The sequence below is a fragment of the Dietzia sp. Alg238-R159 genome (assembly GCF_900537145.1).
GTDB lineage: Bacteria > Actinomycetota > Actinomycetes > Mycobacteriales > Mycobacteriaceae > Dietzia > Dietzia kunjamensis.
Genome location: NZ_UNRI01000006.1, coordinates 162,187 through 185,225 on the forward strand (window position 1 = coordinate 162,187; position 23,039 = coordinate 185,225).

The 23,039-nt window shown below is 64.8% G+C and carries 19 protein-coding genes and 1 pseudogene; 7 read left to right on the top strand and 13 right to left on the bottom strand.

The window, feature by feature from the left end; genetic code table 11:
- Positions 1 to 5 precede the first annotated feature (5 nt).
- The 3 genes from G6R20_RS14270 to G6R20_RS14280 all read left to right on the top strand — a co-directional run bounded on the left by G6R20_RS14270 (position 6) and on the right by G6R20_RS14280 (position 2,028).
- Positions 6 to 395 carry a heavy metal-responsive transcriptional regulator gene (locus G6R20_RS14270; RefSeq protein ID WP_007928756.1) on the top strand — a complete coding sequence of 130 codons (390 nt, stop codon included), beginning with the start codon at positions 6 to 8 and terminating at the stop codon, positions 393 to 395.
- A 165-nt stretch (positions 396 to 560) separates the two neighbouring features.
- Positions 561 to 1,349, top strand: coding sequence for a recombinase family protein (locus G6R20_RS14275; RefSeq protein WP_107749164.1), 789 nt, complete (start codon positions 561 to 563; stop codon positions 1,347 to 1,349).
- 235 nt (positions 1,350 to 1,584) lie between these two features.
- The gene (locus G6R20_RS14280) at positions 1,585 to 2,028 is read left to right on the top strand and encodes a hypothetical protein (protein WP_163376770.1); all 444 of its coding nucleotides are present in this window, start codon (positions 1,585 to 1,587) and stop codon (positions 2,026 to 2,028) included.
- 254 nt (positions 2,029 to 2,282) lie between these two features.
- Here G6R20_RS14280 and cydB read toward each other — a convergent pair whose 3' ends face one another.
- Both cydB and G6R20_RS14290 read right to left on the bottom strand, forming a co-directional pair.
- A complete protein-coding gene (cydB, locus tag G6R20_RS14285) occupies positions 2,283 to 3,338 on the bottom strand; it encodes a cytochrome d ubiquinol oxidase subunit II (RefSeq protein WP_070719690.1) in 1,056 nt (351 codons plus the stop codon).
- A gap of 20 nt (positions 3,339 to 3,358) precedes the next feature.
- Positions 3,359 to 4,939: a cytochrome ubiquinol oxidase subunit I gene (locus tag G6R20_RS14290; RefSeq protein ID WP_070719689.1), complete on the bottom strand. Its 1,581-nt coding sequence runs from the start codon at positions 4,937 to 4,939 to the stop codon at positions 3,359 to 3,361.
- Positions 4,940 to 5,082: 143 nt separating this feature from the next.
- Between G6R20_RS14290 and G6R20_RS14295 the strand changes: the two genes are divergently transcribed.
- On the top strand, positions 5,083 to 5,442 hold the full coding sequence (locus G6R20_RS14295; RefSeq protein WP_163376771.1) for a BlaI/MecI/CopY family transcriptional regulator: 360 nt from the start codon (positions 5,083 to 5,085) through the stop codon (positions 5,440 to 5,442).
- A 14-nt stretch (positions 5,443 to 5,456) separates the two neighbouring features.
- Positions 5,457 to 6,290: a M56 family metallopeptidase gene (locus tag G6R20_RS14300; protein ID WP_163376772.1), complete on the top strand. Its 834-nt coding sequence runs from the start codon at positions 5,457 to 5,459 to the stop codon at positions 6,288 to 6,290.
- 33 nt (positions 6,291 to 6,323) lie between these two features.
- Here G6R20_RS14300 and cydC read toward each other — a convergent pair whose 3' ends face one another.
- Positions 6,324 to 9,728 (bottom strand): thiol reductant ABC exporter subunit CydC, encoded by a 3,405-nt coding sequence (gene cydC / locus G6R20_RS14305; protein WP_141763932.1) that lies wholly within the window; start codon positions 9,726 to 9,728, stop codon positions 6,324 to 6,326.
- 239 nt (positions 9,729 to 9,967) lie between these two features.
- Here cydC and G6R20_RS14310 point away from each other — a divergent pair.
- Positions 9,968 to 10,231: pseudogene (locus G6R20_RS14310) on the top strand (FAD-dependent oxidoreductase); the annotation flags it as partial.
- 147 nt (positions 10,232 to 10,378) lie between these two features.
- Here G6R20_RS14310 and G6R20_RS14315 read toward each other — a convergent pair.
- From G6R20_RS14315 to G6R20_RS14360, 10 genes are all read right to left on the bottom strand, one after another.
- A complete protein-coding gene (locus G6R20_RS14315; protein ID WP_240341488.1) occupies positions 10,379 to 11,584 on the bottom strand; it encodes an IS1380 family transposase in 1,206 nt (401 codons plus the stop codon).
- A gap of 313 nt (positions 11,585 to 11,897) precedes the next feature.
- Positions 11,898 to 12,254 (bottom strand): metal-sensitive transcriptional regulator, encoded by a 357-nt coding sequence (locus G6R20_RS14320; protein ID WP_163376774.1) that lies wholly within the window; start codon positions 12,252 to 12,254, stop codon positions 11,898 to 11,900.
- Positions 12,251 to 14,623 carry a heavy metal translocating P-type ATPase gene (locus tag G6R20_RS14325; RefSeq protein ID WP_163376775.1) on the bottom strand — a complete coding sequence of 791 codons (2,373 nt, stop codon included), beginning with the start codon at positions 14,621 to 14,623 and terminating at the stop codon, positions 12,251 to 12,253. The genes G6R20_RS14320 and G6R20_RS14325 overlap by 4 nt, the downstream gene beginning before the upstream one ends.
- 86 nt (positions 14,624 to 14,709) lie before the next feature.
- Entirely contained in the window at positions 14,710 to 14,919 is a 210-nt protein-coding gene (locus G6R20_RS14330; RefSeq protein WP_007625927.1) for a heavy-metal-associated domain-containing protein, read from the bottom strand.
- Between the two features lie 377 nt (positions 14,920 to 15,296).
- Complete coding sequence (locus tag G6R20_RS14335) at positions 15,297 to 16,571, bottom strand: Ig-like domain-containing protein (RefSeq protein ID WP_205475893.1); 1,275 nt, start codon at positions 16,569 to 16,571, stop codon at positions 15,297 to 15,299.
- 41 nt (positions 16,572 to 16,612) lie between these two features.
- Positions 16,613 to 17,455: a F510_1955 family glycosylhydrolase gene (locus G6R20_RS14340; RefSeq protein WP_240341484.1), complete on the bottom strand. Its 843-nt coding sequence runs from the start codon at positions 17,453 to 17,455 to the stop codon at positions 16,613 to 16,615.
- A gap of 109 nt (positions 17,456 to 17,564) precedes the next feature.
- Positions 17,565 to 18,191: a DUF305 domain-containing protein gene (locus tag G6R20_RS14345; protein ID WP_205475895.1), complete on the bottom strand. Its 627-nt coding sequence runs from the start codon at positions 18,189 to 18,191 to the stop codon at positions 17,565 to 17,567.
- 55 nt (positions 18,192 to 18,246) lie between these two features.
- On the bottom strand, positions 18,247 to 19,797 hold the full coding sequence (locus tag G6R20_RS14350) for a multicopper oxidase family protein (RefSeq protein WP_346010048.1): 1,551 nt from the start codon (positions 19,795 to 19,797) through the stop codon (positions 18,247 to 18,249).
- A 355-nt stretch (positions 19,798 to 20,152) separates the two neighbouring features.
- A complete protein-coding gene (locus G6R20_RS14355; RefSeq protein ID WP_043568439.1) occupies positions 20,153 to 21,007 on the bottom strand; it encodes a cytochrome c biogenesis CcdA family protein in 855 nt (284 codons plus the stop codon).
- The gene (locus G6R20_RS14360; protein WP_081615263.1) at positions 21,004 to 21,657 is read right to left on the bottom strand and encodes a TlpA disulfide reductase family protein; all 654 of its coding nucleotides are present in this window, start codon (positions 21,655 to 21,657) and stop codon (positions 21,004 to 21,006) included. The genes G6R20_RS14355 and G6R20_RS14360 overlap by 4 nt, the downstream gene beginning before the upstream one ends.
- A 192-nt stretch (positions 21,658 to 21,849) precedes the next feature.
- Between G6R20_RS14360 and G6R20_RS14365 the strand changes: the two genes are divergently transcribed.
- On the top strand, positions 21,850 to 22,785 hold the full coding sequence (locus G6R20_RS14365) for a cation diffusion facilitator family transporter (RefSeq protein ID WP_119193265.1): 936 nt from the start codon (positions 21,850 to 21,852) through the stop codon (positions 22,783 to 22,785).
- Positions 22,786 to 23,039 lie beyond the last annotated feature (254 nt).

The window sequence follows — 23,039 nt, forward strand, 5'->3', positions numbered from 1 at the left end:
CCACTGTGCGCATCGGTGAGTTGGCCGTGGCCAGCGGCACCACAACCAAGACGCTGCGCTTCTACGAAGAAGCCGGCCTACTACCTGCGCCTGAGCGCACCGCCAACGGATACCGCGACTACACCCCTGCGGCCCTGGCGCGCCTGGACTTCGTTCGCCGCGGCCGCACCGCTGGGCTCACCCTGGCCCAGATTCGCGAGATCCTCGACATCCGCGACGCCGGAGTCGCACCCTGCCAGCACGTGCACGCCCTGCTCGAAGCCCACCTGGGCGACCTGGACCGCCAAATCGCCGACCTGCAAGCACTGCGACACACCGTCGCGCACCTTCACCACAGTGCCACCACCAGCGACCCCACCAAATGCGACACCACGACCGTCTGCCGCTATCTGTGACCAGACCGGTGCTCGCGTGTATCGCCATGAGCAGATGCCGCCACAGAGCGTCGACAGAACCCCGCCATATAACGGCGAAAGCCACACCACTTCGGCGTTTATGAAACGTCTTCCCGTCGGGTCTAATATCTACTGATACAGATTCCGGGCGAAAGGGTCTCTTCGATGGCCGATCGGATCGGGACGTTGCTCAACCGTTCGGGTGATGGTGGCGAGGAGGTGCTCATCGTTAGCCGCGGGAAAGAGCGGACTCGGTTCCGGCGCCGGGACGAGTTGGGCTGGAGCTTTCGGGTGGAGTCGACGGACTCGGAGAACATCATCGAGCGGAACCCGAAACGAAAGCCAAAGCCGGATCCGAAGCCGGCTCGCCGGGCCTCGCGTCCTCGTGGGCAGCGAGTGGCGTACGTGCGGGTGTCGGCGGCCGATCAGAACGAGGCGCGTCAGCTCGAAGCGGTGGGGGAGTGCGACCGGGTCTACGTCGAGAAACAGTCCGCTCGCTCGCGTGCCGATCGCGTGAAGCTAGAAGAGTGCATCAGGTATCTCCGGGACGGTGACGAGCTGGTTGTTGCGTCGATGGACCGGCTCGCCCGTTCTCTGGTTGATCTCAAGCAGATCGTCGGCGAGATCACCGCCAAGGGCGCCAGTGTGGAGTTCGTCCACGAGCGGGCCACCTACGCCGCCGGCGCCCAGGATCCTAGAGCAGACCTGATGCTCTCGCTGCTCGGTGCGTTCGCCGAGTTCGAGCGGGCCATCATCCGTGAACGCCAGGCCGAGGGCATCGCCATCGCCAAGGCGAAGGGCAAGTACAAGGGACGCAAACGCGTCCTGACTGACGAGCAGATCGACAAGGCCCGCGCCCGCATCGAGGCAGGGGAGGGGCCGTCGGCGATCGCCCGCGATCTGGAAGTCGGACGGTCAACGTTGTACCGCGCCCTCCAACGACATACGACGTAGACGAGGAAGGGGAAGCGACATGGATGGGTGGTCGCCAGTGTGCGGCAAGGGGCGCATCGCAGCGTTGCTCGAGACCGGGACCGTGGGTGCTGTCCGAGATCTCTTTCCCTACGGGGTGCGGATCCTGTGTCCGATCACGCTCCATACGGGCCGCGACGTGGCCGGGTGGAGCTCATGGCATGAGGTCGCTGAGCGTGTAGGTGCGCAGTATCCGCCCCGCCGTGGATTGACATCGATGATCGACAGCGCTAACACCCCGGAGCTGGCGATAGGTGTGGATCGCCTGGTCGGGTGTAGCGCTGGCCCTGCCATCGAGATCGCGCAGCGCTACTGCAGCACCGCGTCTGTCCTGCAGTGGAAAGCCGCGATCTGGACAGTGAACGGCGATCCAATCGGAACATCCGACGCCGCACGCACTATCACAATCGTCTATGACGGCGACTATGGCAGCTCCTACGACTACCAGCTGGTATCAGCTTCCACGGCGGCTCTCATGGACCCGTTCCTCCACCCCGAACCATCCTTCTTGTGGTCCGACGACGAGACACTGTTCCTCGAGATTCAACCCGAGACAGGATGGATCGAGGTCTACTCGACTAGGCCGGATCTGGTCGAGGAGGTGCGAAGCGACACCCAGTGGGAAGTAGTCCCGCTGACCCGCGACCTCCCGCAGTCGTAGCAATAGCGCCTCCCGCGAATCTTGCTCGCGGTAGGCACTGCAGCACGACACCGGACCGCCAGCCAGTACTGGCAGAAACCCGCCACCGAGCGCCGGGAGCTGATGCACGGTTAGGTGACAGGGTTAGTCACGCGGTCTGAAGGGCCTCGTCGGTCATGATGGTCTCGAATTCAATGGGGGCCAGTCTGCCGAGGCGGTCCTGCCGTCTACGACGGACCCGGCCATCAGGTTGGTCGCAGTCGGCTGATGGGTGGTTACACCTGGCGCCCGGCGTCTTCGGCCCGCAGAATCGCCGGCAGAACCACGTGTGGCTCGGGGATCATCCCGGGCGTGACGCGGTGCCGGAACACCCAGTAGCTCCATGCCTGGTAACAGAGGATCACAGGCAGCGCCACGACCGTGATGACGGACAGTACGCCGAGGGTATAGGTGCTGTGCGCCGCGGACTGCACCGTGATGTCAAAGGCACTGTCGATAGTGGACGGCAGCAGAACCGGGAACATGGCCAGGAAGATCGCGGCCAGCCCGAACAGGCCGGTGCCGGCATAGCCGGTAAACGCGAGCCCTTCCCGGCCCGCGCGTGCCTGAGCCCATCCGACGCCACCGGAGACCACGGCGAGAAGGGCGACCGTCCACCCCGCCGGTCCGGCACCGTGCTCGAATTGCACCATCGCAATCCAGACGAGCAGCGGCAGCAGGCAGAGGGGAGCCCACCGGACGGCGAAACCGGATGCGCGCCGCCGCACTGGGCCGTCGGCCTTGAGCGCCAGGAACGTGGCGGAGTGGGCCAGGGCAAATCCCACCACGGCGAGGCCACCGACGAGGGCGGGCCACGAGAGCCAGGCAAAGGGACCGCCGACGCGGTCGCCGTTGCCGTCGATAGGCAGTCCGATCGAGGTGAGCGCGAGCAGCGCGCCGATGAAGAACGCGACGGCCGCGGAACCGAGGCCGATCATGTACGTCCAGAACGTCGCCCAGACCCTTGTGCCGACCTTGCCCCGGTACTCGATACCGACGGCCCGCACGATGAGTCCGAGCAACGCGAGGGTCAGCGGCACGTAGAGGGCGGACAGTAGCGCGGCGTACCAGGGCGAGAACGCGGCGAAGAGGGCAGCGACGGCGGTGATGAGCCACACCTCGTTGCCGTCCCAGACGGGGCCGATGGTGTTGAGCATGACGCGGCGGTCGCGTTCGCTGCGGGTCGAGAAGATCATGTGCATGCCCACGCCCAGATCGAATCCCTCGAGCAGGAGGTACCCGGTCCACAGGAGGGCGATGGCGACAAACCAGATGATTGCAAGGGGTTCCATGGTTGTTCCTCGTCTCGTGGTCAGTAGGCAAACGACAGCACGTCGTCGTGCTCGCCGTCCGGGTCGTCGACGTCGTCGTCGTCCTGACCAACGAGTTCGGGCATCGCACTGGCGACTCCACCGCGCGTATACCGCACCAGCAGGTACACCTCGACGACCAGCAGAACCCCGTAGACGGAGCCCAGGGAGATGAGGGAGAACAGCAGCTCCCCGGCGGTCACACCGGGAGATACGGCGGCCTGGGTGTACATGTACACGGAGTCGGCTCCGGTCACGGCGGGGTTCGGGGCCACGACGAACGGCTGTCGGCCCATCTCGGTGAAGATCCATCCGGCGATGTTCGCGGCGAACGGTGCGAGGATTCCGGCGAGCGCGAGTCGCATGAGCCCGCGGGATCCGGGGACGGTGCCGCGCCGGGTGAGCCACAGGGCAACCGCTCCGGCGGCGGCGACTATCCCGCCGAGGCCGATCATGAGGCGAAAGCCCCAGTAGGTCACCCACATGACGGGGACGTACTCGATCTGCGCGCCCGCCCGGTCGCCGTACAGGGCGTCGTCCGGAATCGTCTCGCCGTAGCGGTTCACATACTCGGGTTCGAGGTCGCGAATACCCGGCATGTCGACGCCCCACTCCCCGGTGGCGAGGAAGCCGAGAACGCCGGGGACCTCGATGAGAGTGGTGACGTCGCGGCAGTCCGTGGATCCCGGGTTGCCCAGCGAGAGCACCGAGAAGGAGGAGCCGGAGTGGCAGGCGGCCTCGGCGGCAGCCATCTTCATGGGCTGCTGCTCGTACATGAGTTTGCCCTGGATGTCGCCGGTGACGACTGTGCCGAGGAACCCCACCATGGCGACTATCGCGCCGAATCGCAGGGACCAGATCCAGACGCCGTGGTCGGTGCGGTCGCGTCCTGGTATGTCCTGGGCCTGCCCCACGATCACGTGCCCGCGCTCGTCGACGGTGTCGATCCCGTCATGCCGGCGGCGCCACAGGTGGTACCAGGCGATCCCGAGCAGGAACATCCCTCCCACCACGAGCGCACCAAAGACGGCGTGGGTGAACGCTGCCAGTGCGGTGTTGTTGGTGAGCACGGCCCACACGTCAGTCATGACCGGCCGGCCGTCCTCGCCGAGCTCGACGCCCACGGGGTGCTGCATCCACGAGTTGGCGACGATGATGAAGTACGCCGAGACCCAGGATCCGATCACCGCGCACCACAGGGCCGCGAGGTGCACGCCCTTGCGCAGCCTGCCCCAGCCGAAGATCCAGATACCGAGGAAGGTCGATTCGAGGAAGAAGGCGAGCAGACCCTCGAGCGCGAGCGGGGCACCGAACACGTCCCCGACGAACCGGGAGTACTCGCTCCAGGCCATTCCGAACTGGAACTCCTGGACCAGGCCCGTGGCCACGCCGAGGATGAAGTTGATGAGGTAGAGCTTTCCCCAGAATTTGGTCATCCGGAGAAATTTCTCCTGGCCGCTGCGCACCCAGGCGGTGTGCATCACGGCAACCATCGCCCCGAGTCCGATAGTGAGCGGGACCATGAGGAAGTGGTAGACGGTCGTGATGCCGAACTGCCAGCGTGCGATCTCGACAACGTCCATAGGACGCCAACCCCTTTCACCGGATCGGGTGTCGTGTTCACCCGCCATCGGCATTCTACATAGCGTAGAAATATTTCTACCGAGAGTCGAATTTCTTTCGCCACTGATAGAATCCGGCTACACAGCAGGAGGAGAGGATCACCGTGGCGACCCTGGGCGAGTTGGAGCGTGCCGTTATGGACGTAATCTGGGACCACAGTGGGCTGGTGACGGCATACGACGTCAAGGACGTGCTCGACAGCTCCCGGGAGCGCCCACCCGCCGTGACCACCCTGCTCACGGTCTTGAGCCGCCTTGCACGCAAAGGTCTGGTCGTCTCGGATCGCACCGCCCGCCCCCACCGCTACCGCGCTGTGGCCACGCGGGAGGAGTACACCGCGGAACTCATGCACGAAGTCCTTGGAGACTCCCGGGACCGGCACGCGGTACTTGCACGGTTCGTCGGCGGGGTCTCCAACGATGAGGCGGCGGCGTTACGCACCCTACTGAAGGGAAACGGCTGATCCCCCAGTCGGCGATGTCCACCGGCGCCGTGGGGCTCCTGTTGGCCGGGGTCGCCCTGGCCCTGGCCTGGCCGGTGCCGGTCCTGTTGGCTCGCGCACGCTGGCCGATGCACGCCCCGGCCCGCGCGCTCCTTCTCTGGCAGGCCATCGGCCTGGCCGGCGGGGTCTCGATGATCGGGGCACTCGCGCTGATCGGCCGCGCGGTCGCGCCGATCCATCCCCTGGCCGCGGTCGTCCCCGCAATCCTGCTGGGCTGCTACCTTCTCGCGCACCTGGGTGCGACCGTCGTCCAGGTCACGCGGCAACGGCGCCGACATTTGACGCTGCTCCAACTACTCACAGCGCCCCACCCGACCCGCGCGCGAACGCGGGTTATCGATGAGGCCGCACCAGTGGCATATTGCATCCCCCGTGGCGCCGGTTCTGTCACGGTGCTCTCCCAGGGACTTCTCGACAACCTGGATCCAGATGAGCTCGAGGCCGTGATCGCCCACGAACGCGCGCACGTGGAGCAGCGGCACGACATCTTGCAGCTGGCATTCCGGGCCTGGCGGTCAGCGTTACCGGGGCTGCCCACAGCGGTCCTCGCGGAGACGGAGGTCGCCGCGATGGTGGAGATGTTGGCCGACGACCAAGCTCGCCGCGAAGTACGCGACGAGGTGGTGGCCCGCGCGATCCTGCGGGTCGGTGCCGCCGACGGTAGCGGTGAGACCGACAGCGTCGGCGACGACGACCGCAGCGGGAGCAGCAGGAACGAGCGCGGCTGCGGCCACCAGGCCTCCTGCCGCGGCGGCCGCATGAGCGATCGACTCCGCCGTCTCGGTGCCCCGGCCCCCGGCCATGAGTGAACGATGCGGATCTGACGGCTCGCTCCGGCTCGTTCAGCTGAGTCGGACCACCTGGTCCTCGGGCCGCCGGTCGTTGTGGCGGTGTGAAACCAGGATCACCACCTTGTCGTGGGCGGCGGTACGGAGATCTTCCATCATGGCGTCGGCTGTCGGCGCGTCTAGGTGCGCAGTCGGCTCGTCGAGCAGGAGAACGTCGGCGCGCGTGAGCAGTGCCCGTGCCACCGCCAATCGTTGACGCTCCCCTCCTGATAGGGCCCGACCGCCGGCCCCGACCCGGGTGTCCAGACCGTCGGGGAGCGCGTCGAGCAGAACGGTCAAACCGACCCGCTCGAGAACCCGCCGCAGTGCGGCGTCATCGGGGGCCTGGGCGGCCGGCCTGGATAGGAGGAGATTGCCGCGCAGGGTGGAGTCAAAGACGTAGGCGTCCTGCGGGCACCAGGCCACGCGGGATCGCCATTCCTTTTCGGCGAACGTCGTGATCGGAGAGGTCTCGGCCCAGATCGTGCCGCCACTGAGGGGCAGTGCCCCCATCACGGCGGATAGCAGCGTGGACTTACCCGATCCGGACGGCCCGTCGAGGAACAACCAGCACCCCGTGCGCGCGACAGCATCCACCTCCGCCACGGCCGGTCGCGCAGTGTGCGGATACCGAGCAGTAACCTTCTCCAGCGTCACCGAATTCACGGGGCCGTTCGGCGCGCCAACGCCCCATGCGGTCTGCGGGAAGGGGCCCAGTACGGAGCCGAGGCTCTGCAGCAGTGATCGCACGGACGGCACTCGGTGCACTGCCGAGACCCACGCGGCGAGAGACTCACCCAGCGCCAGGCACAGGAGGGCAATCACACTGGCTCGTTCTGCACCCACCGACGGATCGGACACTGCCACGAGCACCGCTAGGAGGCCCGTGCCTGCTGTCACCGCCGCCGTTCCGAGCCCTGTGCCGCGGGTGGCGCGCCGTTCGGCGGCGGCCTGTTTCCGGTTCAGCTCGTCGAGTTGGTCGACCGCCGCCGCTGCCACTCCATTACCGCGTAGGTCCGCCGCTGCCGCGTTCAATGAGGCCGACCCCCGTATCAGGTGGGACCGACCAGCAACCCTGGCCACATCGCCCCCACGTTCGACCGTTGCCACTAGGACCGCGCCGAGGGCCATGGTCGCGCTCAGGCTCACCCCCACCTGCACAGTGAACTCGGGGGTGACCAACCAGGTGGTGAGTGTGGCTCCCAGCAGTACGGCGACTCCGGAGATCACGGGCGTAACGACTCTGGGGAGTTGGTCCCGCAGTTCATCGGCCTGGGTCACGAGGTAGTCCAGGGGCGCCCCACCCTCGAGCAGCCGCCGGGATCCGGTTCCTCGTGCTGCGATCGCTCGCCAGAGCCGCAGCCGAAGGTCATCGATGGTTCGAAAGGCGGCGTGATGGGTGAGTAATTGTTCGGCGTATGTGGCCACCGAGCGTCCGATCCCAAACGCTCGAACTCCGACGATCGCCACCAGGAGATACATGATGTACTCCTCGACGCTCGATCGGACGATCAACCATCCCGACAGCGCGGTGAGCGCCAAGCCCAGCGAGGTGGCGAGCACCGAGATGCCTACCGCCCCCGCCCAGAGCCTGCCGTGGGCACCAATCAGCGCACCGAGTGACAGACGCTGGGCGCCGCCTGTCTCGTCCGACACCTGCTCGTCCGCCCCCGCGCAGACTCCCTGTTCTGGTCCCCGCCCGTAACGACCCTGATCGGCATTCCCGTCCACAGCGGGGACCGGGGAGGCGCCGAGATCACCGTCCCGAGCGGCCTCGGTGAGCGCGGATGCGTCATCGTCTGCGCGGCCGGCCTGCCCAGAGATCCGAATAGTGCTCGTGGCGAGATCAAGTGTCATCGGTTCGTGGCTCGCCAGCACGATCGTGGCACGCTCGGCCCGGCGCACGATCGCGTCCCTGACCAGCTCAGCGGCATGGTGGTCAAGGTGGGCAGTCGGCTCGTCGAGCACCAGCAGGCGGGCGCCGGCGTCCACGCGGGCCAGTGCGCGCGCCACAGACAGGCGTCGGAGTTCCCCCGGGCTGAGTTCGGCGGCAGCCGACTCGGCGACCCGGGATAGTCCGACCTCGGCCAGAGCGGCCGCGGGATCCGCGCCATACAACGCGAGTTCCGCCCGTGGGGTGGCACCGAATACTCGCGGCGACTGGGGTGACCACCCCACGAGGTCAGCCTCGATTCCAGTGACTCGACCATGCACTATCGCATCGACCGGCAGCGCCCCGACCAGCGCCGAGAGGAACGTGGACTTACCGGCTCCACTGGCCCCGGTCACGGCGACAATGCCGCTCAGCTCTGCGTCGAGACCAGTCAATGCCGCGGCCCCGCGACCGGAATAGCGAACCTCGAGCCCTGCGACGCGGACCGTGGCCCCGTGGGCTTCTCGCAGGTCAGTCCCGGGTGCTACCTCGAGATGTTCGCGCACTCGGTGCAGAGCCGCGAGGCCATCCTGTGACGCATGGAATGCCACCCCGACCCGGCGAAACACGGTAAAGCACTCTGGCGCGAGCAGCAGCGCGAGCAGTGCGGGCTGTAGGTCCATCGACCCGCCAAGCAAGCGGAGACCCAAGAAGACCGCTACTACCGCCACAGAGATCGTCGCGATGAGCTCAAGTGCCAGGGCGGATAGGAACGCCCACCTCAGCGTCTCCTGCGTGCGGCGCCCGTAAATCCGCTGGATGGTGTCCAGCGAGTCCGTCTGCTCCTCGACGCGGCCGAGCCCGACCAGCACTGGCAGTCCGCGGGCCAGTTCGGCCAGATGGTCAGACAGCCTGGCCAGAGCACGCAACGCCGCATCTGTGCGTTGACCGGTGTGGCGGCCGATCAGGACCATGAACAGTGGCACCAGCGGGATCGTCACTACAATCGCCAGTGCACTGACCCAGTCGGCGGCGAGGATGCGTACCAGCAGTAGCGGGGGCACCACGATCGCCGCGACTATGGCCGGCACGGATTGCAGGTAGTACTCGTCCAGATCGTCTAAGCCATCCGTGGCGAGCACCGCGGTCCCGCCCCGGGGATCGTGCGCTTGCACCATGTGGCGCCACAGCCGACCCCGCAGGTTCTGCTTGACGGCGATGGCGACCCTGCGTGCACTCGTCTCGGTCGCCCATTCGGCAGCGGCCCGCAGCAGCACACCACTCATACCGAGTACCAGGATCGCCCGCACCGACCCGGTCGAGAGGGTGCCGACCGCCAGTCCCGCGATCCCTCGCGCGACAGCCTCCGCCACCAGCACCAGGCCCAGTGCCCGCAGGGCTGCCAACAGCCCCAGCGCCACGAGGGAGGATCTCGGTGCGGGCCCGAGGTCCGGGCGCGTGGAAATCCGCTGCACAGTCCGCTCGGCCTCGAGCATCCAGGGATCGATCCCCTGGGCGGGCCGCGTGGTCGACCTGCGCATCACCATCCACACACGTCCTCACAGGGGGTTCACCGCAATTGATCATCGACTCCGCCGTGTAATTCTATATTCCGTAGAAGTACGCGCTGGGACCAGGTCGGCGAACACCGGGTCATCGATGGCATCGACGCCAAGGCCGAGCAGTGGATCCTAAAGGGAGACCCTCCATCCGCTGTACTTATATACCCTGGGGGGTACATTGCGGGGTGGCAGAACTGCCACAGCTGCTACGAAAGGCTTCCAACATGAGCACTCACCATGCAATTCTGATCATCGGTGGAGGCAACGCGGGAATCAGCCTGGCCGCCCGACTGCGCCACGCGGGACAGGAGGACGTCGGTCTCATCGAGCCCAGCGATACTCACTACTACCAGCCATTGTGGACCCTGGTCGGCGGTGGATGTGCTCCACAGGAGGAATCTAAACGCTCGGAGTCCTCCGTGATCCCTCAGGGTGTTGCGTGGATCAAAGACGCAGCCGTCGATATTGATCCGGAGGCACAAACAGTGCTATTAGCCCCGCTGATTCACGGAGCGTGAGGATTGCTGCTGTCGGGTGACGGCGGGATCCATTTCGTGGGTGGGCGTGCAGGAGTGCCGGCTGGCGCTGCCGGTGGGCGGGTCTCCGGTGGTGCTGTCGTGGGCGGGTGGGTGAGGTTAGGCCGGTTTTGGGATCGCGGCGATCGTGTTGAACACTGCGACGATGGCAGTCGCCCAGGGCCACGTTTCGGGAATCTTCACGCGCCGCCGTCGGCCGCTTCGGACCAGCCGGGCTGCCACGTGGAGGAAGCGGTAGCGCAGCGCTTTGGGCTCGCACAAGGCCAGAACTGCGGCGTCGCCGGTGCAAGCGAGCATCCGGGTCCAGGCCACCAGATCCGCGGCGAGCATCACCGCCACGAGCCAGGCCTGGTTTAAAGCGAACTCCCGCGAGGGCAGACGGCCCAGGCCGGTGTCTTTGGCGTGTCGGATCCGGTCCTCGACCCGGGCGTGAGCCCGGTGTCTGGCCTCGAGGAACTGCAGCTGACCGGTGGCAGTGTTGGTGACGAATGCTTGGTAGCGCCACCCGTCGATCTCCTCGAACATCGACAACTGAGCACCCGGGTGGGGCCGTTCGCGGCGGACGATGACTCGCATTCCGTCTGGCCACTTGGCGAGCATCCTGGGGCTGAGAAAGCCGGTCAGTTCGGCAACCTCGGCCCCGTCTCGGATGTCGCCGGAGGGATTCAATGCCGGCCCCCACGCAGCCTCTGGGCAGATCGCGATGGCCCGGCGTAGCGGGGCGGTGATTGAGAACCCGACCGAGTACTCCACCCGTCGACCGCGGATGCCGTTCTGTTCGGTGATCCAATCCAGAAGGTCATGGGAGGCGCCTGCACCGTCGGATCGAATCAGCAGGTCACGGCGGTGAGCGGCGGGGATCTGCGCGATCGCCTGGCCCAGGACGTCGATGTGGTCAGCCGCGGTGTTGGACCCGGCATTGCCCGGGCGCAGGCTCGCGGCGAGGAACTCCTCTGTGTTGTCGCACCACACACCGATCGGGTGGTACCCGAACGTGCGCTTGTACGTCGGTGCGGCGTTCTCTTTTTCGCTGTGGGTGACCACGATCGTGGCGTCCACATCGAGCACGACCGTCGATCCCAGATCCCGCCCCGCACATGCCGATGCGGGCACCCCGCCGGGCAGGCGGGACCACACGTGACGGCGGGTGCGGGCACGCGCTACCTGGATCTTCTTGCGCTTGCCGGCAGTGATCTCATCGAGTGTGCGCCACACCGTCGGGGCCGAGGCGACCGGGCCCAGGGCCTCGGATTGGTGGCGCAGGACGCCGATGTCTGAGATGGATTCGCCGCCATCGGCGAGCATCACCGCGACGTCGATCAGTACCCGGCCGCGGTCGTGGATTGGGATGAACCGTCTGAGTCATGGCCTTCGACAGTTCGACGGTCAGCCCCACTCGATCCGCCAGAAGGCGGGGTGCGATGGCTCCGGCGTGGGAGATCACCCCGACACCATCAGCAGTAACGGACAGGCCGGACGACCACGAAGTACGCTTCACCTACCGAGTGCTTTCTGCTGGAGAACATGGAACCTTAGACAAGTCCCAGTTTCCCCTGTTCAGGAAGCACTTCGGTCTATTTTCGCCCAGCGATCCGCAGATCCCCGTGAATCAGCGGGGTTAGCGGGAGAAGCGGGCGATGGCGTCGGCCACTTCCTTGAATTTGATCTCTGCGGCCTCGTCGGACTTGTTCACTGCGTCGGCGACGCAGTGGCGCATGTGGTCGTCGAGCAGGCCGAGGGCGACGTTGCGCAGTGCGGAATTGATGGCGCTGACCTGGGTGAGGATGTCGATGCAGTACTGCTCCTCATCGATCATGCGGTGGATGCCCCGCACCTGGCCCTCGATCCGCTTGAGCCGGGCCTTGTAGCGGTCCTTTTCCTTCATGTAGCCGTGGTGACTGTGGGTCTCGCAGCCAGCGGCTTCGGCATCGTGCTCGGCTGCAGGGTCGATGGCGAGGTCCGGGGTATCCGTCATGACTGGCTCCTGGTCTGGTCGTGGTTGGGGGTCGCGTGGCTTGAGGTGAACCCGCGCAGGCGTAGGGAGTTGGTCACCACGAACACACTCGAGAACGCCATTGCGACGCCTGCGAGTATGGGGTTGAGCAGTCCGATCGCAGCGACGGGGATCAGTGCGAGGTTGTAGGCGAACGCCCAGAATAGGTTGCCCTTGATGGTGCCCAGGGTCCGGCGTGACAGCCTGATCGCGTCCACGGCGGATCGCAGGTCGTCGTTCATCAGAGTGATGTCGGAGGCTTCGATCGCCACGTCCGTGCCGGCGCCCATCGCCAGTCCGAGCTCGGCCCGGGCGAGAGCTGCCGCGTCGTTGACGCCGTCGCCCACCATGGCGACGTTCTTGCCCTTGGCCTGCAGTTTCTCGATCTGGGCGACCTTGTCGTGGGGCATGACCTCGGCGATCACGTTGGCCGGATCAATGCCGACCTCGCTGGCCACGACACGTGCGGCTCCGGCGTTGTCGCCGGTGAGCAGCCACGGGGTCAATCCGAGAGCTTTGAGTCCGGCTACCGCCTCGGCGGAGGTGGGCTTGACGGTGTCGCGGACGGTGATCACGCCCGCGACGGTGCCGTCGATCTGGGCGACCACAGGGGTGCCGCCCCGCTTCTGGGCATCGTCGAACGCGGTCCGCAGGTCCGCCGGCAGGGAGCCCTCAGGGCGACCAATGGTCACCACGGCACCGTCGACGGTGCCCGTGACGCCACGGCCTGCAGTATTGGTGAACCCGGTGACCTCCGGCAGAATGGCGGATCCGGCCTCCCTGTCGGCCACGGGGCCCTCGCCCGCCAGACTCTTTGCACCCTCGCGGGCGATGGCCTGGGCGATCGGGTGCTCGGACGCGGCCTCCACCGCAGCGGCCTTGACCAGCAGATCCGTCCGGTCGAATCCGGCGGCAGTGGTGACCTGGCTGACGGACATCACTCCGGAGGTGACGGTGCCGGTCTTGTCCATGACGATGGTGTCGACGCGCCGGGTGGACTCTAGGACCTCGGGCCCCTTGATGAGCAGTCCCATCTGGGCGCCGCGGCCGGTACCGACCAGGAGTGCGGTGGGAGTGGCCAGGCCCAGTGCGCACGGGCAGGCGATGATGAGCACGGCCACGGCGGCGGTGAACGCGGTGGCCAGTCCCGCTCCCACCACAAACAAGTGCACGAGCAGGGTGATGATCGCGATGACGATCACGATGGGCACGAAGACCTGCGAGATGCGGTCGACCAGTCGTTGGACCGGGGCCTTCTTGGACTGCGCCTCGGTGACCAGCTTGGCCATCTGGGACAGTGTGGTGTTCTCGCCGGTGCGGGTGACCTCGATCAGCAGTCTTCCCGAGGTGTTCATGGTTGCGCCGGTCACCGTGGAGCCGGACGTGACCTCAACCGGGACGGATTCGCCGGTGAGCATGGACTCGTCGATCGCGGACGAACCCTCGGTGACGCGACCGTCGGTGGCGATCTTTTCGCCCGGGCGCACCACGACGATGTCGCCGACCTTCAACTGACCCACGGGGATGCGGACCTCGACGCCGTCGCGGAGGACGGCGGCGTCCTTGGCTCCCATGTCGAGGAGCGCCTTGAGTGCGGCGGAGGACTGCCCCTTGGCCTTGGTTTCAAACCAGCGGCCCAGCAGCAGGAAGGAGATCACCACGGCGGCGGTCTCCAGATAGATCTCGTCCATCGTGGAGTTTGTGGGCAGCAGATGCACTTCCATGGTCATGCCGGGCATGCCGGCGTTGCCGAGGAACAGTGCCCACAGTGACCAGAGGTAGGCGGCCGCCGTGCCCATGGAGACCAGGGTGTCCATGGTGAACGAGCCGTGCCGCAGGTTGGCGAGGGTGGCCTTGTGGAAGGGTGCGCCTCCCCAGAAGAAGATGGGGGTGGCCATGGTCAGCACGGCCCACTGCCAATTGGTGAACTGCAGTGCCGGGATCATGCTCAGCAAGACCACCGGGACCGTGAGTGCAGCCGAGACAATCAGACGGTGTTTGAGGTCTGCGGTCTCGCGTTCCCTGGCCTCCTCGATCTGGTCTCGGGGACCGGCGCCGCCACCTGCGGAAGTTGCGTCCACAGCCTGGTCGTCGTCATTCTTCATCGTGAACGCGTCGTATCCCGCACCGCGCACGGTCTCGATGAGCGCGTCCGTGTCGACCTTGCTCGGGTCGAAGGAGATGGACGCGGACTCGGTGGCGAAGTTGACCGTGGCGTCCACCCCGTCGAGCTTGTTGAGCTTGCGCTCGACCCGCCCCGAGCACGAAGTGCAGGTCATGCCCGTGACGCCCAGATCTATGTCGATCAGATCCACCGCGGGGTGCATCTGGGAGGGTTGAGTCTGGGTCATCGAGGATCAATCCTTCACGGTGAACGGGTGGTGTGCTCGGGGCCAGGGATCTCGCCAGCTGCTGGGGCTGGCGAGATCGCTTCGCGTCAAGAGGTGACGGTGTAGCCGGCTTCCTTGACGGCGGCGACGACCTGCTCGTCGGTGAAGCCCTCGCCGGAGACCGACACCGTTCCGGTCTTGCTCGAGGCCTCCACCATGGAGACGCCCGCGATTTCGCCGACTTCCTCCTTGACCGACGACTCACAGTGTCCGCAGGTCATGCCCTGGACGGTGTACTCCTTGGTGCTGGTAGCCATGACGGCTCCTTCCGTTGACGGGTGTAGTTCGTTGAGACATCCGATGGCTCGGATCAATCCGAACACCAATGAACATATACCCCGTAGGGGTATTGGTCAAGGGTGATGTTCGCTTGTGTCCGCGGCTCACTCCGCCTGCACTCTGATCGCCCGGACGCCGTATGGATTGACCAGTAGGCGGGCGCAAGAGCCGTGGCGGCAAGGTCTTTGGAAGCGCGGAGACGAGCTCACCGTGCTGGCGGTGCAGCGCGAACCAGGCCCTTGCTGCCGCAGTCGAGCAGTTCGTCATAGAGACGGGCGACGCGTATTAACGCAGGCCAACACCCGGCCATGTCTGTATCCGCAACCAATTGTTCGGAACCCTGGCCGAGGGCCTCTTAGGCTAGGTCGGCATTTCCAGCACGCCAGGTTTCCCACGGGATGTTCCAGTCGCCCAGCCCGTCGGTCCCGGGAAGCGTCGGTCCGACGGTATTGATGACCTTGACCACGTCGCCCCGGTTGCTGCTGTGCTGGAACGACTTGGCGTAGGCGTCGGTGACATTGATACAGCCGTTACTGACGTTGGTGAAGCCCTGTTGTTCAACGGACCATGGGGCGGCATGGACGTAGATCCCGCTGTAGGACATCTGGGTGGCCCAGTTGACTGAAAGCCGGTAGCCGTCGGCCGAGTCGACCGGCACACCAAACGTCGATGAATCCATGATGAGCGATTCGTATCGGTCGCCGATGTAGTAGGTGCCGTTCGGGGTGGGTGTCGATGCCTTTCCTAGTGAGACCGGGCTACTGCTGGCGACCTCGCCATTGATTCGGGTCGTCATTGTCTTGGTGTTGTCGTCGATCGTGGTGATGACCTCGTCGCCGATCGTGAAGTTGCTGTTTGCGTCCTGGGCTCCGTAAAGGCCTTCGCCCATATCGGTGCCGTAGATGTTGACGTCGACGTCGACCTCGGTGCCCGGTGCCCAGAATTCGGCGGGGCGCCAGCGAACCTCCGAGGGCGACACCCAGTAGAAGGCTCCTTCGACGGCGGGGGTCGTGGTGACCTCGATGGCGTCCTGGACGGCCTTACGGTCGCCGACGGCGGACTCGAAACGCACCGCGACCGGCTGCGCGATACCTACCGTGTGGCCCTGACCGGTCACCAGGCTCGCGCTGGTGGTCGAGTTCGGGACCACGGTGCTGAACGAGGACGAGTCTGTAATCGTCTCACCGTCGTCGTTAGTAGCGCTCGCCTCGATCGAGTAATCCCGGTTGTAGCCCAGAGTCTCGGTGGTGCGCCACTGGGAGCGTTCCGCGTTGAACTCGCCTTCGACCTCGCGGCCTTCTTCGTTTGTGACCGTGACATCGTCGAACGCACCGTCTGTCACATCCAAGACGATCGGTTCCCGCGGCGTCGCGGCCACTGTCCCATCTTCGAACGAGGTGTGAATGACGGCCGCAGCGGCGGGGGCTTCTTTCGGTGCAGCGGCCGTCGAGGTGTCCTCGGTATCTCCGATCGTGCACGCGCTCAGCCCTACTGCGGCCACCAAGGCCACCGCGACCGAGGCAAGCCGTTTCGCCGGTGTGCGCTCTGGTGCGGCTCCGCCTGCGAGCATCGCTTCTTTCCTCACCACTTCTCCCTCGAGTTCGTATGCGTTCTGACCGGTAGTTTCCATTCCGTCTTCGGTCGGCCTTGGTTTGCGCCGCCGACGACGTTTCAGGGAATCGTTAATGTATGAAATGACCGTCCATCAGCAGCGTAGGCAGTGTCCTGGTCCGCGGCGATGATGGCTTCGACATCACCGACAACTGGTCCCTGCTGCCACTCATCGTCGTTGACGTTCTTGCGCCAGGCGGTGCCGTCGGTATCGATCCCCCAGAGGGTGCCGTCTTCGGCTGCAGATATCAGCAGGAGTTCGGGAGCAGCTGGTACTGATGCGAATGTGCGCCCGATGTCGGTGCTGAGTTGTAGGCCTCCTGCGGTTGTGGCCCAGATGCCCTCGTCGGTAATCGCCAATGCTCTCGCGGCTATCTCGATGCCGTCGGTCCAACTGACGCCCGAGTCGGTGGACGTTCGAATTCCGTTGGCGGTGTCGAATCCGACAAGGGTGTTTCCGTCAGTGGTCAGGGCGTGAAAGTCGACTTCGCCGGAGAGGGATTTCGTCGCCCACGACTGGCCGCCGTCGACACTCTCGATGAGTCCGAGAGGATTGGGGGCGGAGCTTGACGGGCCAGGATGGCCCGAGGCGTAGAGGTTATCCGTCCCGGGCGCGCCTGTGAGCCCCATGAAGTCGTCGTCGGCGTCGCCGACGCGGGTGGTCGCGCCATCGGGGTTGAGGACGAAAAGCCCCGTATGCGTGCCGGCCAGCACCCTTCCCTCAGCATCGAGGTGGAGTCCGTGCACATGGTCAAGCGCGGGTGTTAATGCGGTGCCGACCGTCGATGAGGCGTCCCCGGATTCGGGTGCTGGCGTCTGCTGCGGGCTCGAACACGCGGTCGCGATGAGAGCCGATGCAAGGATGGCTATTGAGGCCCAGGCCCGCTTTCGGTGCGAAAGCATGAATGCGTATCTCGTTTCTGGCAGGGACAAGAAAATGTGTTGATGCCCAGACGGTCTCCGGCGGGGTCGGACTGCCATCGACCCCGCCGGGTATACAAGGCTTCGTTTTCTACATGGGGTCAAGCAACTGCCGCATGGTGTCGATTTCCTGCTGCTGGGTGTCGATGATGGTTTGCGCCACATCGACAGCCGGCGGGTACGTGCCGTTCTCCACCTGGTCTTCGGCCATGGCCACGGCACCTTCGTGGTGGGCGATCATCTGGTTAAGGAACAACTCGGCAGCCTCAGGGCCGGGAGCGTCGGACAACTGCTGCAATTCCTCATCGGAGAGCATTCCCTCCATGCCCATGTCCATGTCCATGTCCTCAGGCTGTGTCGGCTCACCCCATTGGTCGAGCCAGTCGGTCAGCTGCTGGATCTCGGGCCCCTGGGCCGCCTTGATCTCCTCGGCCAGCGAGGTGACGTCGGCGGGGACATCATCCTTGGACAAGATGATGTCGCTCATCTCGATGGCTTGCTCATGGTGGGGGATCATCATCTGGGCGAACATCACGTCAGCCTCGGAATGCTGAGCTGATTCCTCTGCCTGCTCGGTGGTCGAACTCCCGCTGGTCGCAGTGGTCTCGACGGCGGTCGTGGTCTCGCTGGCCGTGTCGGTCTCGTCGCTGGTGCAGGCGGACAGCCCCAGCAGGACCGCGGCGGCAGCGGCGGTCATCACAAGCTTCTTTCGATTCATCTGGGTTCCCTTTCTTCTGCGGACTTTCGGGCCCGCGAGTGGATCACCTTGCCGGTCAGGCGAGGTAAGACAGAGTGGTCATCATCCCGGCCTCTTGGTGATAGGCGTTGTGGCAGTGCAACGCCCACTGGCCAGGATTATCGGTGTCGAACTCGATCTCAATAGTGCGCATCGGCCGAATCGTGACGGTATCCTTGCGAAGCCCGCTGTCCGCGAGCGCGAACGTATGTCCGTGCAGGTGCATCGGATGGAACATGTCGGACATGTTCCGCATCCGCATCCGCACCCGCTCCCCACTGTTGACCTCCAGCGGCACCGAATCCGGGTGGACTTGACTGTTGAGGGTCCACCGGTACGGCGACATCGTCCCGCCCAGGTCAACACTGTGGTACCGATCATGACTTTGGCTAGACAGACGTACTGCCTCGCTGGGGGATAAGTCGGTACCCAATAGCGGACGCCGGTCCACTTCGACTGGTCGGGAATTCGTCGGGAGATCGCCCGCTGCTGTACGTACAAGGGCCTGCGCGTGGCCATCCTTGCCTTCGGGCTGAGCGAACAACGGGAACACGCCGTCGCCGAGCGTGACCACAACATCGAACCGTTCACCCATTCCGATCAGGAGGGAGTCGGTGTCCTCGGGAAGCACGGGAAAGCCGTCAGTGTGAGTGACGGTCATCCGGTGCACGCCAAGCGCGACCCGGAACGCGGTGTCGGCGCCGGCATTGACGAACCGGATGCGCACGCGTTGGCCCCGCGACGCTCTCCAAACGTAGGGGTCGACAGGGAGTCGACCATTGATCAGAAAGTGCGGGTAGGTGACATCCCCGGCGCTGCCGAGGATGGGGGACATCATCGACCCCTCACCCCCGTGCATGTCCATCATGTCGTGGTCCATCCCCTGCATCCCGGCATCTGCGGTGTCGGCACCGATGCCCAGATCACGGGCGACATCGTCGGGAGTCCGACCGGTCCCGTCGACCCAGTCGTCAAGGACCACGAGCCATTCCTGGTCGTAGTCGCCGGGCTCGCCCGGATCATCGATGATCACCACTCCGTACAAGCCCCGATCGAGTTGCAGACCCGAATGTGAGTGGTAGAAGTACGTGCCCGGGTCTGGGGCGGTGAAGTCGTAGGTGAACGTGGTGCCTGGTGCGATCGGGTCCTGCGTCAACCCGGGAACCCCGTCCATGTCGTTGCTCATGGCGATCCCGTGCCAGTGCACGCTGGTCTCCTGGGGCAGCTGGTTGTCCACGGTGATCTGCAGCCGCTCTCCAGCTTGGGCCCGCACCAGTGGGCCTGGCAATTGTTGGTCGTATCCCCACGTTGAGACGACTCGGCCACCCAGATCAACGTCGACCGGACGGGGGGTCAACTGCGCAGATACCACCGTTTGGCCGGGGGAGCGTCGCTCCTGCTCAAGCCGCCTCACGAGATCTGACGAGGCTCCCACGGGACTGCCCGTGGCTGCTCCGGAACCAGAACATGCAGTCAGAGCGCCCGCGCCGGCGAGAAGCGATCCGGCCAAGAAAGACCGGCGGGAGACCAGCACGCGCGGCGCACGTCTTAGCGCACCTGTCCGCCCCGTGGCGTCAGCGTTCATCATGATCGGCGTTTCGCGAAGTCGCGGTCCCTACGTGAGATCCGAAAGAGATACCGGAAGAGACGACCCCAGTAGCAGGAGAGTGAGACCCGCGTAGGTGCCGATGCCCTCCGAAAAGACTGGTCGTCAAGGCCAGAACCATCGCCCAGAAACCGAGTACGAACGCGATCAACAGGACGATGTCGATCCAGTTCATACCGTAAAACCACCCCATCAGACTCAACTCCTTGCCTGTCTTAGAAACTCGATTCTGCGGGGCGAAATGCGAGATCTGGGTCATCGTTTCGTCAAGATCCGATCAAGGTTCTTTTCGGACAGACAGACTCGACTCGAGTTAGGAGAGACCATCGGAGCACTGTCAGATCGGCAAAGTGGTGTCTGAGACGGCGAAGTCGCGGAGCCAGTACACGAACTGCGTCCATATGCCGCTGAGCAGCAAGATTCCGACGACAATGAGCATGATGCCGCCGACGATCTGAATCGTTCGCGTGTGTCGTTGCAGCCAGCCCACCGTGCGGATGGCTCTCGTCGAACCGAAGGCCACCACGATAAAAGGCAGTCCGAGCCCCAGGCAGTACGCCACGATGAGCAGTACTCCGCGTGCGGCGTCGAGTCCGGTTCCGGCGGCCACCGACAACGCCGCTGCCAGCGTCGGTCCGAGACACGGCGTCCATCCCAGGGCGAAGACGGCGCCAAGTAGCGGCGCGCCCGCCCAGGTGGAAAGCGCTTTCGGCTGCATTCGAGTGTCCCTCTGGAGGGCGGGTATGGCCCCGATGAACACCAGACCCATCAAGATGGTCACCACACCGCCGAGCCGCTGCAGCAATTCTTGCTGGGGGGCGAGGTATTGCACGGTGCCCAGCACCATCGCCGACAGCAGCACGAAGACCACCGTGAATCCAGCAACGAATAGCACCGCGGCGAGGACGACTCGTCGTCGCGATGACACCCGCTGACGCTGCTGTTCAAGAGTGAGCGTGCTGGCTTCGGCGCGGCGTTGCTCGGCGGCCTGCACGGTCACCGCCGGGCGCTCTGCACCCACGATGCTGGCCATATATGCCAGATACCCGGGCACGAGCGGGACTACGCACGGCGAGGCGAACGAGACGAGTCCCGCAAGGACACATGCTCCCAACGCGAGAAGTAGAGGCCCGGAAGCAGCTGTTTGTTGGAACGTCTGGCCAATGGATTGCGCGATCAGCACCGTGTTCATGCAGCGTCGCTTTCAGCAGGCTCGGCCAGCAGTCTCTCGATGACCGGCTCCAACTGGGTGTCGGTGACCTCTGCTAGATATACCGCAGCGACTCGGTGCTGTTTGTCGAGAATCAGTGTCGCTGGCACCACCGAGGTGGGGAAACCATGTAGCGCTGCCACCGCGGCCTGCGATGGGTCCCAAATTGAGGGATAGGTGACCCCGTTGTCCTTGATGAAGTCGACAGGCTTTTGCCGATTCGGGTCGCGCAAGTTGACGCCGAGATTGGTGAACCCTTGCGCCTGGTACTTGTCCTGTAGTCGCTGCAGGTCGTCGGTTTCCGTCCGGCAGGGAGCACACCACTGACCCCACAGGTTGATCAGCACCACCTCGCCAGGAAAGTCTGCGACCGCCACAGTGGCCTCCGGATCTACTACTTCCGGGCCAGACATCGGCGCGATCTTCTGGCGGTCCGCCGGCGGATCATAGAAGATCTCAATCTGGCCGCCCGGGCTGACAAAATCGAACGTCTCACCTGAAGCGACGGCATCAGTGCCGCTAGCGCAGCCAGTAAGTACAAGCGAACTCACCACCACTGCGGCCAGTTGGCATCTTGCCCGTCTGCCCCAGCTACCGGGCTGCGCACCCTTGCCGAACACATCCGTCGTCATCACAGCATCAGCACCACTCTTGCCTGCACAGTCACACCGGACGATTGTGCCGCCCCTACCCCATTGGTTCGGTCGGGGTTCGATGAAGGTCTGATCAAGATTCCCAAGAGAAGCTGTGGGCACCGCGAGACCGATGCATAGTGTGCAGCTGACACGAGAACCGGATTCCGAGTGCAAAAAAGGAGACCCCCCATGGCGCATGGGCATGGTGGACACGGGCAGGTGCAGGCTCGTGGGTGGGGCATGGCTATCTCGGCTTGGCTGACGGGAATCTACTTCGTCATCGAGTTGGCGATCGGGCTGTGGACCGGCTCGGTTGCGGTGATCTCGGACGCTTTTCACACCTTCTCGGCGGTCGGTGGTGTCCTAGTCGCCATCTTCGCTGCTCGACTCGCCCGCCGCCCCGCAGACGAAAATCGCAGCTTTGGCTGGTACCGCGCCGAGATCGTAGGCGCGCTGGTCAATGGCGGTTTCCTGCTAATCATGGCGATGGTGGTGATCGTGATGGCTGCCATGCGCATGAATGCTCCGGTTGACCTGCCCACGACGCCCATGCTGTGGGCAGCCGCGGGAGGCTTGCTTACCGAAATCGTCGCCCTGAGCCTGATCTGGAAACAAAGCCGCAGCGACATGAACGTTCGTGGCGCGTTGTGGCACATCATCCAGACCTTCGTCGGCAGCCTGCTCATCATCGTCACCGCACTAGTGATCAAGTTCACCGGGTTCTTGGTGATCGATCCGCTGCTCGGTTTGGCGTTCGGCTTCGTGCTTGTATGGGCAAGCTGGAGCATCCTGCGCGACGCCACCCATCTGCTCATGGAGGGCACACCCGACGAGGTCTACCTGTCTGACGTGACTGAAGACCTGGCAGCGATAGATGGGGTGGAAGACGTCCATCATGCCCATGCTTGGGCACTAACCAGTGGACGTTTCGTGTTCTCCGGCCACCTGCGCACCTCCGCAAGCGCCGATCCGCAGATCGTTCTCCAATCCGCCTCCAACTTGCTTCAGGATCGGTACGGCTTCTTCTTTTCTACTGTGCAGGTGGAGACCGACTGTCCCGATGAGTCTGCGGCAGCAGCGATCGACATCACACGTGCGGCGGGTACGAGGAGGGGGCAGGAGTAAGGACCTTGATCCTGCTTGCGTTGATCGCGGTTTAGTCACCCGGGACGATTGCGGGGTGGCTCCGGCCGGCCCGCGTTCGAACCAAAAATCACGTCGGGGTAACGGTCGGGCGATGCCGTAGATGAATAACAAATGGCGTATGAACTGCTGATTTCTGGATTCTCAGGAAACTCTCCGTGACAGGACGATATGCAACTGTTACCTTTTCGGGAGTCTCCAGTGGTCGTCGGTATGAAGCTGCGACCATCGCTTAA